The sequence below is a fragment of the Flavobacterium sp. U410 genome (genome assembly GCF_053570605.1).
This window is the reverse complement of record NZ_JBSEFI010000006.1, coordinates 100,456-114,908: the sequence shown is the minus strand read 5'-3', so window position 1 is coordinate 114,908 and position 14,453 is coordinate 100,456. Positions and strand designations below refer to the sequence as shown.

Here is a 14,453-nt window from a genome sequence, read left to right as displayed (position 1 = left end):
CCTCATAGCAATTCCTTTATTTTTTTAATATAGTATCCAAAACTTTTTGCTTATCCAGTTTTTTTGTACAGAAGAACCAGTCTTTACAATCAAGTTCTTCTTTGTCATCCATTCTTTCCTTAGCTACACCGCATGAACCGGCTGTAGGAACAATTACATCGTCTCCCGGTTGCCAATCCGCAGGACAAGCTACCTCAAAGGCATCAGCGGTTTGTAAAGCAAGCAGTGCTCTGTAGATTTCTTCAAAGTTTCTACCGATACTCAACGGATAATATAAAATAGTTCTAATCATTCCTTTTGGATCGATAAAGAAAACGGCTCTTACAGCTTGTGTGTTGCTTTCTCCCGGTTGAATCATTCCGTATTTTTTTCCAACTTCCATAGAAATATCTTCAATCAAAGGAAAAGTTACCTCAATATCTTTCATCCCTTTGTATTCAATTTTTTCTTTAATAGTTCGTAACCATGCGATATGACTATATAAACCGTCAACTGATAAACCAACTAATTCACAATTTGCTTCGTTAAATTGTTTTTCCATATTGGCAAATGTCATAAACTCAGAGGTACATACTGGAGTAAAATCTGCGGGATGACTAAAGAAAATTACCCATTTCCCTTCATAATCTTTCGGGAAATTAATAGTTCCTTGTGTTGTTTTTGCAATGAATTCCGGAGCTTTTTCTCCAATTCTAGGCATAAATGTTACTTGTTCTTCCATGATAATTATAATTTTTGTTTAATAATTAATTTTATAGTGCAAATATCCTGTCAATAAATAAGAGTGTTTGTCATGGAAGTATTTGTGTATTAAATATTTTTATTGTAAGTTAACTAATTATAGATAATTCCTATTTTAATATTGTAATTTTCTATTTTACAGATGCTTTTGTAACAAGAGTTACTTCAAAAGTAGAGTTAGCATCATACTTTTGGTAAAAACTAAAGAAATGAAAAAAATAATGTGGTTTGTCATCGCTTTTTTGATAATAGCCTGTAATAATAAGAAGACAGAGTATAAGGAAAAGGAAACAACTGGAGATGCTGTTAATTTAGTTTCATTTGATCCAAAAGAAGCCAAGGAACTCATGGAAAAGCATTGTTATTTATGCCATAATCCTACTGCAGCAGAACAAGAAGGTAGAATCGCTCCGCCTATGGTTGCCATAAAAGCACGTTATATTGATATGCAAGGCTATACTAAAGAAGAATTTATTAAAGCTATTTCTGAATTTGTAAGTAATCCAACGGAAGAGAAAGCCTTAATGAACGGAGCAGTTAAACGTTTTCAAGTGATGCCAAAACAAGCTTTTCCTGAAGGTAGCATTGCCAAAATAGCGGAGTTCATGTATGATTATCAAATTGAAGAGCCAAATTGGTTTGTAAGACATTGGCAGGGTCATGGAAATGAAAATTGGAAGCAAAGTGGTAAAATATTTCAAGTAGAAGCAAAAGAAAAGACACATGCCGATATTGGTCTGGAATATGCTTTGGGAACCAAAAAAGTTTTAGGTAAAAATCTTATGGGAACCATACAAAAAGAAGGAACCGAAGCGGCTTTAAAATTCTGTAATGTAAGTGCTATTCCGTTGACGGATAGTATGTCGCTTCATTATAATGCAAAAATTAAAAGAGTTTCTGATAAAAATAGAAATCCTAATAACAAAGCAAATGCAGAAGAATTAGAATATATAGAGCAATTCAAAAAAGATTTGATGGCTCAAAAAGAAATTCAGCCTATAGTTGTAGAAGAAACTGAAAAGGTTCACTTTTATTATCCGATAGAAACCAATACGATGTGTCTGCAATGTCATGGAAAACAGGAAAATATAAAACCGGAAGTTTTGAAAAAGATTGAAATTTTGTATCCGAATGATTTAGCAGTTGGTTACAATGAAAATGAAGTAAGAGGAATTTGGAGTATTACATTTGATAAAAAATGATATGGAAGCTATTAAAATAAAAGAAGTTTGTCCTACGAGTACATTAGAATTAATAAATAGAGGTTATTTAATTTTAGATATTCGTGAAGAAGATGAATTTTTAGAGTGTAGTTTTGATGTGCCGAGAATTATAAATATTCCGCTAAGTCAACTTGAAAAGCGAATACATGAAATTCCAACAGATAAAAAAGTAATTGTAACTTGTTTAACAGGTCAAAGAAGTTATTTGGTAGTCCAGTTTTTATATGAAAAAGGATTTACCAATTTACTGAATATGAAAAAAGGACTTGAAAAATGGATTCAAAAAGGATTTCCATATAAAGGTCAAATTGTAATTGAAGAAAAATCGTGTTGTAGCGGACATTCACATTGTAAATAAAATGAAAAAGAAAACATATTTCATTACAGGAATCGGTGTAATTATGGGTTGTATTGCCGGTTATGCCTATTATCATTATGTAGGTTGTGCATCAGGAACGTGTGCTATAACATCTAAGCCTTTAAATAGTACATTATACGGAGGTTTAATGGGCGGATTATTGTTTAATATGTTTGTGACTTCACCTAAAAAAAATGATAAAGAATGAAAGAATTTTGGAATAATCGGTATGCCGAAGCTGATTTTGCGTACGGCGCTGAACCTAATGAATTTCTAAAGAAACATCTTGATTTTTTGCCCAAAGGTAAAATTTTGTTTCCGGCAGAAGGAGAGGGAAGAAACGCTGTTTTTACAGCTCAAAATAGTCGAGAAGTTTACGCTTTTGATATGAGCGAAGAAGGAAAGAAAAAAGCATTAGAATTGGCAGAAACCAAAAATGTTTCATTGCAATATGAAGTTTGTAGCGCAATGGAAATGCCTTATGAGTCCGATAGGTTTGATGCTTTAGTACTTATTTTTGCTCATTTTCCAAAGTCTATTCGTAAGGAAGTACATAAAAAAATACTGTCTTTGTTAAAACCCGGTGGAAAAATCATTTTTGAAGCTTTTAGCAAAGAACAATTGAAGTATCAATCCGGAGGACCAAAAGATTTTGAAATGTTGTTTTCTGAAGAAGAAATAAAAGATGAATTTGAAAGTGTTCATTTTGAAAACTTTGAAAAGATAATAATCAACTTAAATGAAGGAAAATACCATCAGGGAGAAGGTTCCGTTATTCGTTTTTTGGGAATAAAAAAAGGATAAAGCTTTTACAGCTTAATATAGGTCTTTCGTAAACTCAAATGCTATGTTCACCATAATTAGCAAATATTAGCATTCTTACTTGTTTTAAATTCGAAAAAAATAAGTGATAATACTAAATAATTATATATGATACTAAGTGTTTTTTTGGGAATTTTAAATTCTTTAGATTTTGATTTGTTGTCACATTTTCCTTATGTTGAAGGGGAATTGGGAGAAGAGTTAGCTAAAAAAATTATAAAGAAAAGAGAAGAACAATTGTTTACAAGTGAAGTAATGGTATTAGATTTCTTTGGAATAGAAGAAGAAAGTTGGCAATTGTGGAAAGACAGATTAGATATAAATGAAAAATCAGAGAATTATCTGAAATCTCACAATTTATTTATTTTTAAAGGAGAGCCATCTATTCCGGAAGAATATTCAGAGACTGTTTACTTTAAAGAAGTAGCCTTTAAAGAAGAATTAATAATCACTGATAGCGGCGAGATTGTAAAACCTGTCTCAGACGTAAAAAAGTATGAATTATTTTATTCAAAAGAGTTAGATAAACAAGCTTTGGTTGAAAGTTTAGAAAGTCAAGAAAACTTTATTGATACAGTTGAAGATGAAATTTTTGCTATACAATTAAGAAATAATTTCTTTATTGCGGCAGGAAGTGTGGTGATTTTTTCAAGAAGTATAGGAATAGCAAATAAATGTAGAGTTGTATATGAAGTGAATAATGCTCATTATTTAGTAAATACTAATCAGCAAAATTGGCCTTGTTTAAATAAAAGTGTTGTTTTTGAAACACGATATTTTAATGATCCTTTTATTTTAAGCTTTGATAGCGCTCTAAATAAAGTCAAAACTGTAAGTAGCAATCAACAAATAACAATAAATGAGCTATTTGATGTCAATGGGATTTTCAGCCCTCCTAATTGGGCTGGACAAGGTGTCTATAAGCATTTCAATATGATGAATTGGGTACAGTCACAATTACCGGAATCTGACCCAAGGCAATTTATAAAAGGTAGACCTGATTTTGATGAACTTGGAGCCATGTATGCTTTGCCGGGATCCGGCAATAATCAAGAATTCTGGAATCCGGATTATGAGTTCAGATTTGTTCAACTTTTGGATGATGTTCTTATTGAAGTAAAATCTAATCAAACTACCGGATCTCAAAGACGATTTCTATCCCTTCAAAACGGAAATTTAACGACGGTTGACAAATTGATAAGTCAAGTTCAAATTGAAGATCAATTCCGTATCCATGTTATTCATGGTTTATGGAAAGACAGACGAAGTGTAACTACAAAAATTATCATTGAAAATTATTACTATCAAAAATTTGTAGTATTATCAGAAAACCAGTTAAATATAAAAGAAGAATTGAGTACTTTTGAATACCTGTTTCCGCAAACAGAACCCCTTCCGATACATCCCGATATGCTATTTGATGTAGAAGATGGATGGGGAGGAACAATAGACGATATTGTATTAAAATCAAATGAAGGAAAATACTTGTCAAATTGGAATAATCTGATGATCGCAGATAAAAATGTACCTCTTCCAGAATGTCAATTGAGAATAATCCGTCCTTAATTTTTTAATTTAAAAAAGTTTTCGGATTTGAACAGGATGAAGATGCTTAATAAGCTTTACCAATTAATCTTCAAGTCCGAAAACATATTCCAATTTAAATATACATGATTTAGAAACAAATAAAAATTATTTTAGGTTAGTAATCAGAATTCTTAAGAAATCAGTCATACCGTTGAACGTAAATGGATTACTTAAAAATATTTTAGAAAGGTGACAAAAGTCACCTAACGTTTTTTTATGATACCGTAATTTAGCTTATATGAAAAATATAGATTGGAAAAAAATGCTCCTTTCGAACTAGTATATAATGAGGATAGTTCGTTTAGTTTTGGCACTTGGAATCAGTTTTCACGCCTATAAAAGCGGAGAAAGTTTCTTTTATTTGTTTGCATTATATTTTTTAATACAAACTGTTTTTGATTTCGGTTGCCAATCGGGGAGTTGTTCCATAAAACCAAAAGATTAAATTATGGAAAATACATTACGAACCATTATTGAAGATGAAAAACCGGCTTTGATTGAGTTTATCAATGCTAATTGTGGTCCTTGTGAAATGATGACGCCTGCTTTACAACAAGTTAAAAATACAGTAGGAAAGAGAATTAATGTACATATTGTTCCGGTTTCGGATGTTGAAAAAGTAACCCAAGAATATCATATTGAAGTTGTTCCTACAACGGTGTTGTTTCATAAGGGAGAAGTTTTATGGCAATCATCAGAAGTATTGTCCAAGCAAGAGATTATTAATATAGTTTTGGATAAAATAGATAGTTGAAGACTAAAATTTACATACTAATATTCTATTTTTTTGCGATTACCCTTTTGCCTTCGGTGCGAGCATTAAGGCTTCAGTATGGTTCAAAATTAGAACAAAAATGCAATCACGAAGAGACTTGTGAAATGGGTAAATTAGTTGCCGATTTAAATTTTAGTGCCGTGCAGTTTGTGAAAGAAATGACAATTGTTCCGAAAGAATATTTTGTTTCAGAATATTCTCAAGAACAACAACAATTTTTTTATGTTCTTTTTGTAAAATCACCTTTAGAAAATTCCATTTGGCGTCCGCCAAAGAATGCATTGTAATTCCGCTTTAAAATCTTTTTAAATTAAATTACAATAACATGAAAAAAATATATATTCTAATAGTGCTGTTTTTTATGCAAATAGCACTAGCTCAAAGCACTTTTCCTTATGATATCGTTTTAACACCAGTGACAGTAACCGGATTACCAGGACTACATTCGTATGCTTTTGCTCAAAACAACGGAAAATGGTTAATTATTGGTGGGCGAAAAGATGGAATTCACGCGCGCCAACCTTTTAATGCTTTTCCGGAAAGCGAAAATAATACCGATATTTATGTAGTAGATATTGCTACAAATCAGTTTTGGAGTGCTTCTGTAAATGTTTTACCAACCGGTTTAAAAGAGCAATTACAGTCTACCAATATGAATTTTTATCAAGATGATGATACTTTATATATCATTGGTGGTTATGCTTTTTCGGTTTCTGCAAACGATCATATTACACATGACAAATTAACTGCAATTGATGTACCCAATTTAATTAATGCAATTATTAACGGAACATCAATCTCGTCTTATTTTAAACAAATAGTTAACCCTAATTTCGCAATAACAGGCGGACAATTAGGGAAAATAGGTAATGATTTTTACTTGATAGGAGGCCATCAGTTTGATGGTCGATATAATCCGATGAATAACCCCACTTTTATACAAACGTATTCCAGCTCTATTCGAAAATTCCAAATAGATAATTCGGGAACACAATTGAGTATATCTAATTATAGCATAACGGCAGATGTAACACATTTACATCGTCGCGATTATAATTTGGTACCCCAAGTTTTTTCAAATGGCGAATTAGGATATACAATTTCTTCCGGTGTTTTTCAAATCAGTGCTGATTTACCGTATTTATATCCTGTAGATATTAAAGCAAGTGGATATTTTCCTCAAACACAATTCAATCAATATTTGAGCAACTATCATAGTGGAAGTGTAGGGCTATATAATGCGACTTTAAACGAAATGCACAGTTTGTTTTTTGGTGGCATGAGCCAATATTATTATCAAAACGGAACGTTAATTCAAGATAATACAGTTCCTTTTGTCAAAACAATTAGTAGGGTTTCCAGGTTAGCAGACGGAACTTTAGAAGAATATCAGTTGCCTACTGAAATGCCGGCTTTGAAAGGTTCTGGTGCCGAGTTTATTCCGAATGAAAATTTACCTCATTATAGTAACGAAGTAATCCAATTAGCAAATATTACAGCTAGTGAATTTGTAATCGGACATTTATATGGAGGGATTTTAACGACCTCGGCTTCAGCTTTTACGGATAATCAAACCAACTTAACTTCGGCAGACACTTCTATCTACGAAGTAAAATTAGTCTATAACCCTGCATTATCGGCTCCAAATATTGACGGACATAATCCATTTAGTTTTACTGTTATTCCTAATCCGACCCAAGGAGATACTATTAAATTGACTTTTGAAGCGCCCTACACAGCTCCGTTAGAATACTTAGTGATGTCTATCGATGGTAAAATTATTTCAGATGGTATGATTAGCGATTTTAAAGTAGGCAGTAATACCATGAATTTTAATTTGGAATCACCCAATAATCAGGTAGTTGTATTGACATTGATTTTTGATAATAAGTTTTTCGTTTCCAAAAAAATAATAAAAAAATAATTGGAATTTATCCAAAATACTGGGAATAAGGAACAAGTCTTAAGTGAAATTTTCGTAACTTTTCGCCTATAAAATTTAACGTTTTTTTGTAATGGTTGTTACATTCAAAACCCTGTAAACAACCGAAATTTGCACAAACTTAATTATCATGGAAGAAATGCTTTTTTATGATAGAATGCAATTTGCATTTACTATCACATTTCACTACTTGTTTCCACAATTGACCATGGGCTTGTCTTTGCTCATTGTTTACTTCAAGTGGAAATTTCTCAAAACTGAAAATGAAGGATACAATGATGCAGCCAAATTCTGGATGAGGCTTTTCGCTTTGAATTTTGCGATGGGTGTGGTTACCGGAATTCCCATGGAGTTTCAGTTTGGAACCAATTGGGCAAAGTTCTCCGAATTAACCGGAGGAATTATTGGTCAAACCTTAGCAATGGAAGGTATGTTCTCCTTTTTCTTAGAATCATCCTTTTTAGGTTTGTTTTTATTTGGTGAAAAATTACTAGGACATAAACTTCACTTTTTAACCGGATTTTTAGTTTTCTTAGGTTCGTGGATGAGTGGTTTTTTAATCATTGCAACACATTCCTGGATGCAAAATCCCGTAGGATATGAAGTATTAGCCAATGGTAAATTTGTATTGAATAATTTCGGAGCATTGTTTACAAATCCTTGGCTTTGGCCTTCTTATTTTCACAATCAGGCGGCTTCAATCGTTACAAGTTCGTTTGTGGTAACAGGGATTGGAGCTTTTTATATTTTGAGTAAAAAAAATCTTTCTTTTGGGAAAATGTTTGTCAAAACAGGAGTGATTTTCGGTTTAGTGTCTTCCATGATTGTAGCCATGCCAACAGGTGATTTGTTAGCTAAAAATGTGGTAAAACACCAACCGGTTACTTTTGCTGCTATGGAAGGAATTTTTCATACCGAAAAAGGCGGTTCTGAAATTGTGTTAATTGGTCAGCCGGATGTTCAAAATAAAAAATTAGACAATAAAATTGCCGTTCCTAATATCTTGAGCTTTTTGACGTATGGAAATTGGGATCAAGAAATAAAAGGCTTAAACGAATTTCCGGAAGAAAATTATCCAACCAATATTTCGGGTTTGTATTACGGATATCATATTATGGTTGGGTTAGGAACAATTTTTATCGGGATGATGTTTTTAGCCTTGATACAATTAGTTCGTAAAAAATTATTTGAAACCAAATGGTTGTTGTGGGCATTTATGTTTGCCATGCCTTTTCCATATATTGCTAACACTACCGGATGGTATACTGCCGAATTAGGTCGTCAACCTTGGTTGGTATATAATATGTTGCGAACAGCAGACGGAGCTTCGCCAACAGTTTCTTCAGGGAACACTTTGTTTACATTCTTAGGCTTTATTGGTTTATACCTTTTGTTAGGAATGTTATTTTTAATATTAGCCGGAAAAATAATCAGAAAAGGTCCGCAGCCTCAAACACACTAAGTCATGGAATATTTTTGGTATATTGTATTAGTTGCTATGTTAGCCGTTTATGTCGTTTTAGACGGTTACGATTTTGGAGCAGGAATCATTCATTTGTTTTTTGCTAAAACAGAAAAAGATAAAAAAGCGATAACCAATGCTATTGGACCGTTTTGGGATGCTAATGAAGTTTGGTTGATTGCAGCCGGAGGCGTTTTATTTTTTGCTTTTCCAACATTATATGCTTCTTCTTTTAGCGGATTTTATTTGCCTTTAATGATGGTATTATGGTTGCTCATTTTTAGAGCAGTCGGATTGGAAATGCGCGGACAAATTCACCATCCGATGTGGGAAGCCATTTGGGATAAAGCTTTCGGAATTGCAAGTTTATTGTTGGCCTTGTTTTTTGGCGCAGCATTAGGAAATGTCGTTCGCGGAGTGAATTTAGGAATGGTAGAAAATGGAGTTTCTACACATGAACCGCATTATTTCTTCTTACCATTATGGAACGAAACCTTCAGTCCGCAAGCAGAACATCAAGGAATCATCGATTGGTTTACCTTAATGTTAGGAGTTATTGCTGTAGTAGCGTTGACCATTCATGGTGCCAATTGGATTATTTTCAAAACTAATTCCGATTTGAATACAAAACTTAAAGATGTCGTTTTTAAAATGAATTTTGCTCTGTTTACTTTAGTAATTGCCTCATTATTGATTTGGCATATTATAGAACCGGAACCTTTTCACAATTTTATAAAATATCCGTTTCTTTGGATTTTGCCTATCATAACGTTTACTGGATTATTTGGCTTATTCAAAGTAAAAAGCTTTAAGAAAGATGGTTACGGATTTTTATTTTCAACCTTGTTCTTGTTAGGAGGTTTGTCTTCAACGGTGGCTTCTATTTTTCCAAAATTATTGCCGTCAACTAATGGAGTGAATCCTTCATTAACCGTTGAAAATGTGGCTGCTCACGAATACGGATTGTCAGTTGGGTTGTCATGGTTCTTTATTGCGCTTATTTTAGTTGTAATATATTTTACAATTCAATACCGTGTTTTTAAAGGAAAAATGGACGATGTAGGCTACGGAGAACATTAAAATATAAAGTAAACAGATTCATTTTGAGTTTGTTTACTTTTTTTAATACTTTTACTAACCAAATGGTTAAACTAAAAAGTTAATGACTACAGAAGAAAAAATATTCAATGCAGCGCGAAGTGTTTTTCAACAAAAAGGATACGCAGGAGCGCGCATGCAGGAAATTGCAGACAAAGCAGGAATCAATAAAGCCATGCTGCATTATTTTTTTAGAAGTAAAGAGCAGCTTTTTAAAGCTGTTTTTCTGAATGCCTTTTATCAGATTGCCCCTCAGATGAATGAGATTTTTAATTCGTCAGATTCCCTTTTTATCAAGATTGAAAAGTTTACGGAAAATTATATTTCATTCGTAAAGAAAAATCGATTCCTGCCGGCTTTTATTATTCAGGAAATGAATAATAATCCGCAATTTGTGAAAGAAGTACTGTCGAATGAAGCACGACCAAATCCTGCTAAACTGATTAAACAAGTTCAGGAAGAAATGGAAAAAGGAATTATTAAAACAATGAATCCAAAGCAACTGTTGATTGATATTTTTTCCATGACAGTTTTTCCTTTTGCGGCTCAAACATTAGTTAAAGGCATTTTAGAAATTTCAGATGAAGAGTTTGAAATCTTTTTAGAAGAACGAAAAACACACATTACCGAACAAATTATTAACGCTATAAAACGATGAAAAAATACCTGTTGCTCTTGGTGCCTTTTTTTAGCTTAGCGCAAGAAAAAGTAAGCCTTCAAAGTTGCTATGACGAGGTGGAAAAGAATTATCCGGTAGCATCGCAATACAATCTTTTAGCCGAAAAAGGCGAATTAGAAACGGTTTCTATTAATAAAGCAAAATTGCCTAAACTTGATGTGAATGCACAGGCAACTTATCAATCGGAGGTAACTAAAATGCCGATTTCATTACCGGGTATTTCTGTAGATCCTTTAAATAAAGACCAATACAAAGCGACGTTAGATGCTTACCAATTGTTGTATAACGGAGGTTTTGTAAAAGCCAGTGCCGATTTAAAGCAAGCGCAAACTAAAACAGAGCAACAGCAAGTAGCCGTTACCTTATACCAACTCAAAGCTAAGGTTAACCAACTTTATTTTACAGTATTGTTGCTACAAGAAAGGGTTTTGTTGCTGCAAGCTAAAAAGGATTGGTTGCAGAAAAGAATAGAGGAAGTAAAAGTAGGCGTAAAGCATGGTGCGTTGTTACCATCTTCAGAACAAGTTTTACAAGCCGAAGTATTGAAAATCAATCAACAAATAATAGAACTTAATGCAGATAAAGAGAAAAACATAGAGAATTTAAGTTTGTTTACCGGAACGGCAATTTCCGACAATTCACAGTTTGAAATTCCTTTTGAGTATACAGCTCCTGATGAAACCGTTCGTCCGGAAATTACATTATTCAATTTACAGGTAGAACAATTGGATTTCAATAAAAAAGCAATTACCAAATCGCGATTTCCTAAAATTTCAGCTTTTGCACAGTTAGGCTATGGTAATCCGGGGTTGAACATGCTGAAAAATTCTTTCGAAACGTTTTATATGACCGGAGTTAAATTGAATTGGAACGTATTCGATTGGAACAAAACCAAGACGGATAAAAAAGTGCTGGATATTGCTAAAAATATTGTTTCAAGCGAAAAAGAAACGTTTGAATTGAATCAAAAAAGTCAGTTGCAGGAAAATGAGAAGGAAATTCGAAAAGTAGAACAATTACTGGAAAAAGATGATGAAATAATAGCGTTGAGAGCTGAAATTGCTCAGGCTTCAGAAGCCCAAATGAAACACGGCGTTATTACAACAGCCGATTATTTAGTAGAAGTAACCAATCTTTTTGATGCTCAAAATGCTAAAAAAGTACACGAAGTACAATTGGCTTTAACAAAAGCAAATTATAATGTAATCAAAGGAAACTAAACATGAGATCAATGAAAAAAATACTGTTTTTACTACCGGTTTTAAGCCTTTTAGCCTGTGGAAATGATGCAGATAAAGCAGATGGATATGGGAATTTTGAAGCTACAGAAATAACCGTTTCGTCAGAAGCAAACGGGAAAATAGAATTTTTAAAACTGGAAGAAGGAGAGGTTTTAAAAGCCAACGAATCAGTTGGGTTAGTAGATACACTTCAATTGTATTTTGCGAAAGAGCAGTTAAAAGCCACTCAGAATTCAGTGGCATCAAAAACGGCAATGGTTTCTACACAAGAGCAAGTTCTGCAAGAACAGCTGAAAACCACTTTGATTGAGCAAAAAAGAATACGTGACATGTTTACGGAAAAAGCAGCTACACAAAGACAAGTCGATGAGATTGACGGAAAAGTAAATGTGTTAAAGGAGCAAATCAAAAATGTAAAAACACAAAATACGCCAATAGTTAACGAAGTGAAATCGGTAGCAGTACAAGTTGCTAAAATCAATGACCAGATTGAAAAAAGCAAAATTATAAATCCTATAAACGGAACTGTTTTGGCAAAATATGCCGAGCCGGGAGAAGTTACTGTATTTGGAAAACCATTGTATAAAATAGCCGATATTTCCGAGTTGACGTTGCGGGTTTATGTAGGTGAAAAGCAATTACCGCAGGTAAAAATCGGTCAAAAAGTAACAGTAAAAATAGATGCCGAAAACGGAATGAAAGATTATAGCGGTACAATTTCATGGATCGCTTCCAATGCGGAGTTTACACCAAAGATCATTCAGACGAAAGAAGAGCGCGTTAATTTGGTGTATGCGGTAAAAGTTTTGGTGAAAAATGACGGAACGTTAAAAATAGGAATGCCGGCAGAAGTCTGGTTAAAATAATTGTAGATGAGTATTGTTGTTCAAAATATTTCCAAAAGTTTCAAAACTGTTCAGGCGCTTCAGGAAGTTTCTTTCGAAGTAAAAGAAGGAGAACTGTTTGGACTTATTGGTCCTGATGGCGCCGGAAAAACAACGCTTTTCCGGATTTTAACGACTCTTTTATTGCCTCAAAACGGACAAGCTTTTATTGCCGGATTTGATGTAAAAGAAGAATATAAATCCATTCGCAATTGTGTGGGCTATATGCCCGGAAGGTTTTCTTTATATCAGGATTTGACCGTAGAAGAGAATTTGACTTTTTTCGCCACTACTTTTGGAACAACCATTGAAGAAAATTACGATCTCATTAAAGATATTTATATTCAGATAGAACCTTTCAAAAATAGAAGAGCCAAAGATTTATCGGGAGGAATGAAACAAAAATTAGCCTTGTGTTGTGCTTTGATTCATGCTCCGAAAGTTTTGTTTTTAGACGAACCAACAACCGGTGTGGATCCGGTTTCGAGAAAAGAGTTTTGGGAAATGCTCAAACGCTTAAAACAGAAAAACATAACTATTTTAGTTTCGACACCGTATATGGATGAAGCTTCGCTTTGCGACAGAATTGCTTTTATTCAAAACGGTAAAATTTTTAAAATAGATTCGCCACAAAATATTATCCGCGATTTTCAATCGAAAATTTACGAAGTAAAAAGTGATGATATGTATCAGCTTTTGCTAGATTTAAAACAAATTCCGGATACTAAAAGTACTTTTTCTTTTGGAGAAAGTATTCATTATATCAATGAAAAAACCGAGTTTACAAAGGAAAAATTGCAAACGTATTTAAATGAAAAAGCACATAAAAATCTCGATATACAGCTTATACAAGCCACTATTGAAGATGTTTTTATGAACGCAGATTAAACCAACAGCATGGAACAAGAAAATATCATACAAGTAAATGAATTGACTAAAAAGTTTGGTGACTTTGTGGCCGTAAAAGGAATTTCATTTGAGGTGAAAAAAGGAGAGATTTTCGGTTTTTTAGGAGCAAACGGTGCCGGAAAAACAACTGCGATGAAAATGCTGATCGGGATTTCTAAGCCAACTTCCGGAATGGCGATAGTAGCGGGTTTAAATGTAGCGCAAAGTGCAAATGAAGTAAAGAAGAATATTGGTTACATGAGTCAAAAATTCTCATTGTACGACGATTTAACAATCAAAGAAAATATCCGTTTTTTTGGCGGGATATACGGTTTAAAATCCAAAACCATTCAGGAAAAAACAATTGACCTCATTCAAAGATTAGAATTAGAAAAAGTGGCCGATGAAAGAGTAGGGCAGTTGCCTTTAGGTTGGAAACAAAAACTGGCGTTTTCAGTAGCACTGCTTCATGAACCGAAAATTGTTTTTTTGGACGAACCTACAGGCGGAGTAGATCCTGTAACACGCCGTCAGTTCTGGGAAATGATCGGCGAAGAAGCACATAACGGCACTACTATTTTTGTAACCACACATTACATGGACGAAGCCGAATATTGTAACAGAGTTTCTATTATGGTTGACGGAAAAATTGAAGCTTTAGATACGCCTAAAAAGCTAAAAGAACAATTTAAGGTTTCCAGTATGAATGATGTGTTTCTAAAATTGGCTCGAAATATCGAATAACAAATGTTG

General features: G+C 33.4%; 16 protein-coding genes. 15 read left to right on the top strand and 1 reads right to left on the bottom strand.

The annotated features are described in order from the left end of the window. Positions 1-16: 16 nt before the first annotated feature. A complete protein-coding gene (locus ACUSJC_RS06425) occupies positions 17-721 on the bottom strand; it encodes a peroxiredoxin (protein WP_449268734.1) in 705 nt (234 codons plus the stop codon). 229 nt (positions 722-950) lie between these two features. Here ACUSJC_RS06425 and ACUSJC_RS06420 point away from each other — a divergent pair, with 229 nt between their 5' ends. The 15 genes from ACUSJC_RS06420 to ACUSJC_RS06350 all read left to right on the top strand — a co-directional run bounded on the left by ACUSJC_RS06420 (position 951) and on the right by ACUSJC_RS06350 (position 14,444). Continuing rightward, positions 951-1,943 carry a Tll0287-like domain-containing protein gene (locus ACUSJC_RS06420; RefSeq protein WP_449268733.1) on the top strand — a complete coding sequence of 331 codons (993 nt, stop codon included), beginning with the start codon at positions 951-953 and terminating at the stop codon, positions 1,941-1,943. Between the two features lies 1 nt (position 1,944). Beyond that, positions 1,945-2,322 carry a rhodanese-like domain-containing protein gene (locus ACUSJC_RS06415; protein ID WP_449268732.1) on the top strand — a complete coding sequence of 126 codons (378 nt, stop codon included), beginning with the start codon at positions 1,945-1,947 and terminating at the stop codon, positions 2,320-2,322. A 1-nt stretch (position 2,323) separates the two neighbouring features. Beyond that, positions 2,324-2,530, top strand: a complete 207-nt coding sequence (locus tag ACUSJC_RS06410) for a DUF6132 family protein (RefSeq protein ID WP_449268731.1) — start codon at positions 2,324-2,326, stop codon at positions 2,528-2,530. Next, positions 2,527-3,126, top strand: a complete 600-nt coding sequence (locus tag ACUSJC_RS06405) for a class I SAM-dependent methyltransferase (protein ID WP_449268730.1) — start codon at positions 2,527-2,529, stop codon at positions 3,124-3,126. Before ACUSJC_RS06410 ends, ACUSJC_RS06405 begins: the two co-directional genes overlap by 4 nt. Before the next feature lie 126 nt (positions 3,127-3,252). Then, on the top strand, positions 3,253-4,710 hold the full coding sequence (locus ACUSJC_RS06400) for a hypothetical protein (RefSeq protein WP_449268729.1): 1,458 nt from the start codon (positions 3,253-3,255) through the stop codon (positions 4,708-4,710). A 469-nt stretch (positions 4,711-5,179) separates the two neighbouring features. After that, entirely contained in the window at positions 5,180-5,485 is a 306-nt protein-coding gene (locus ACUSJC_RS06395) for a thioredoxin family protein (RefSeq protein ID WP_449268728.1), read from the top strand. Continuing rightward, positions 5,482-5,793 carry a hypothetical protein gene (locus ACUSJC_RS06390; protein ID WP_449268727.1) on the top strand — a complete coding sequence of 104 codons (312 nt, stop codon included), beginning with the start codon at positions 5,482-5,484 and terminating at the stop codon, positions 5,791-5,793. The genes ACUSJC_RS06395 and ACUSJC_RS06390 overlap by 4 nt, the downstream gene beginning before the upstream one ends. Before the next feature lie 38 nt (positions 5,794-5,831). Further along, positions 5,832-7,430 carry a hypothetical protein gene (locus ACUSJC_RS06385; RefSeq protein WP_449268726.1) on the top strand — a complete coding sequence of 533 codons (1,599 nt, stop codon included), beginning with the start codon at positions 5,832-5,834 and terminating at the stop codon, positions 7,428-7,430. Between the two features lie 148 nt (positions 7,431-7,578). Beyond that, positions 7,579-8,910, top strand: coding sequence for a cytochrome ubiquinol oxidase subunit I (locus ACUSJC_RS06380; RefSeq protein ID WP_449268725.1), 1,332 nt, complete (start codon positions 7,579-7,581; stop codon positions 8,908-8,910). Between the two features lie 3 nt (positions 8,911-8,913). Then, positions 8,914-9,990, top strand: a complete 1,077-nt coding sequence (cydB, locus tag ACUSJC_RS06375) for a cytochrome d ubiquinol oxidase subunit II (protein WP_449268724.1) — start codon at positions 8,914-8,916, stop codon at positions 9,988-9,990. Positions 9,991-10,072: 82 nt separating this feature from the next. Next, positions 10,073-10,666 (top strand): TetR/AcrR family transcriptional regulator, encoded by a 594-nt coding sequence (locus ACUSJC_RS06370; RefSeq protein ID WP_449268723.1) that lies wholly within the window; start codon positions 10,073-10,075, stop codon positions 10,664-10,666. Further along, a complete protein-coding gene (locus ACUSJC_RS06365) occupies positions 10,663-11,907 on the top strand; it encodes a TolC family protein (protein ID WP_449268722.1) in 1,245 nt (414 codons plus the stop codon). The genes ACUSJC_RS06370 and ACUSJC_RS06365 overlap by 4 nt, the downstream gene beginning before the upstream one ends. An 11-nt stretch (positions 11,908-11,918) precedes the next feature. Next, positions 11,919-12,794 (top strand): HlyD family secretion protein, encoded by an 876-nt coding sequence (locus ACUSJC_RS06360; protein WP_449268721.1) that lies wholly within the window; start codon positions 11,919-11,921, stop codon positions 12,792-12,794. Positions 12,795-12,800: 6 nt separating this feature from the next. Continuing rightward, a complete protein-coding gene (locus ACUSJC_RS06355) occupies positions 12,801-13,700 on the top strand; it encodes an ABC transporter ATP-binding protein (RefSeq protein ID WP_449268720.1) in 900 nt (299 codons plus the stop codon). Positions 13,701-13,709: 9 nt separating this feature from the next. Then, entirely contained in the window at positions 13,710-14,444 is a 735-nt protein-coding gene (locus tag ACUSJC_RS06350; RefSeq protein ID WP_449268719.1) for an ABC transporter ATP-binding protein, read from the top strand. Positions 14,445-14,453: the final 9 nt, after the last annotated feature.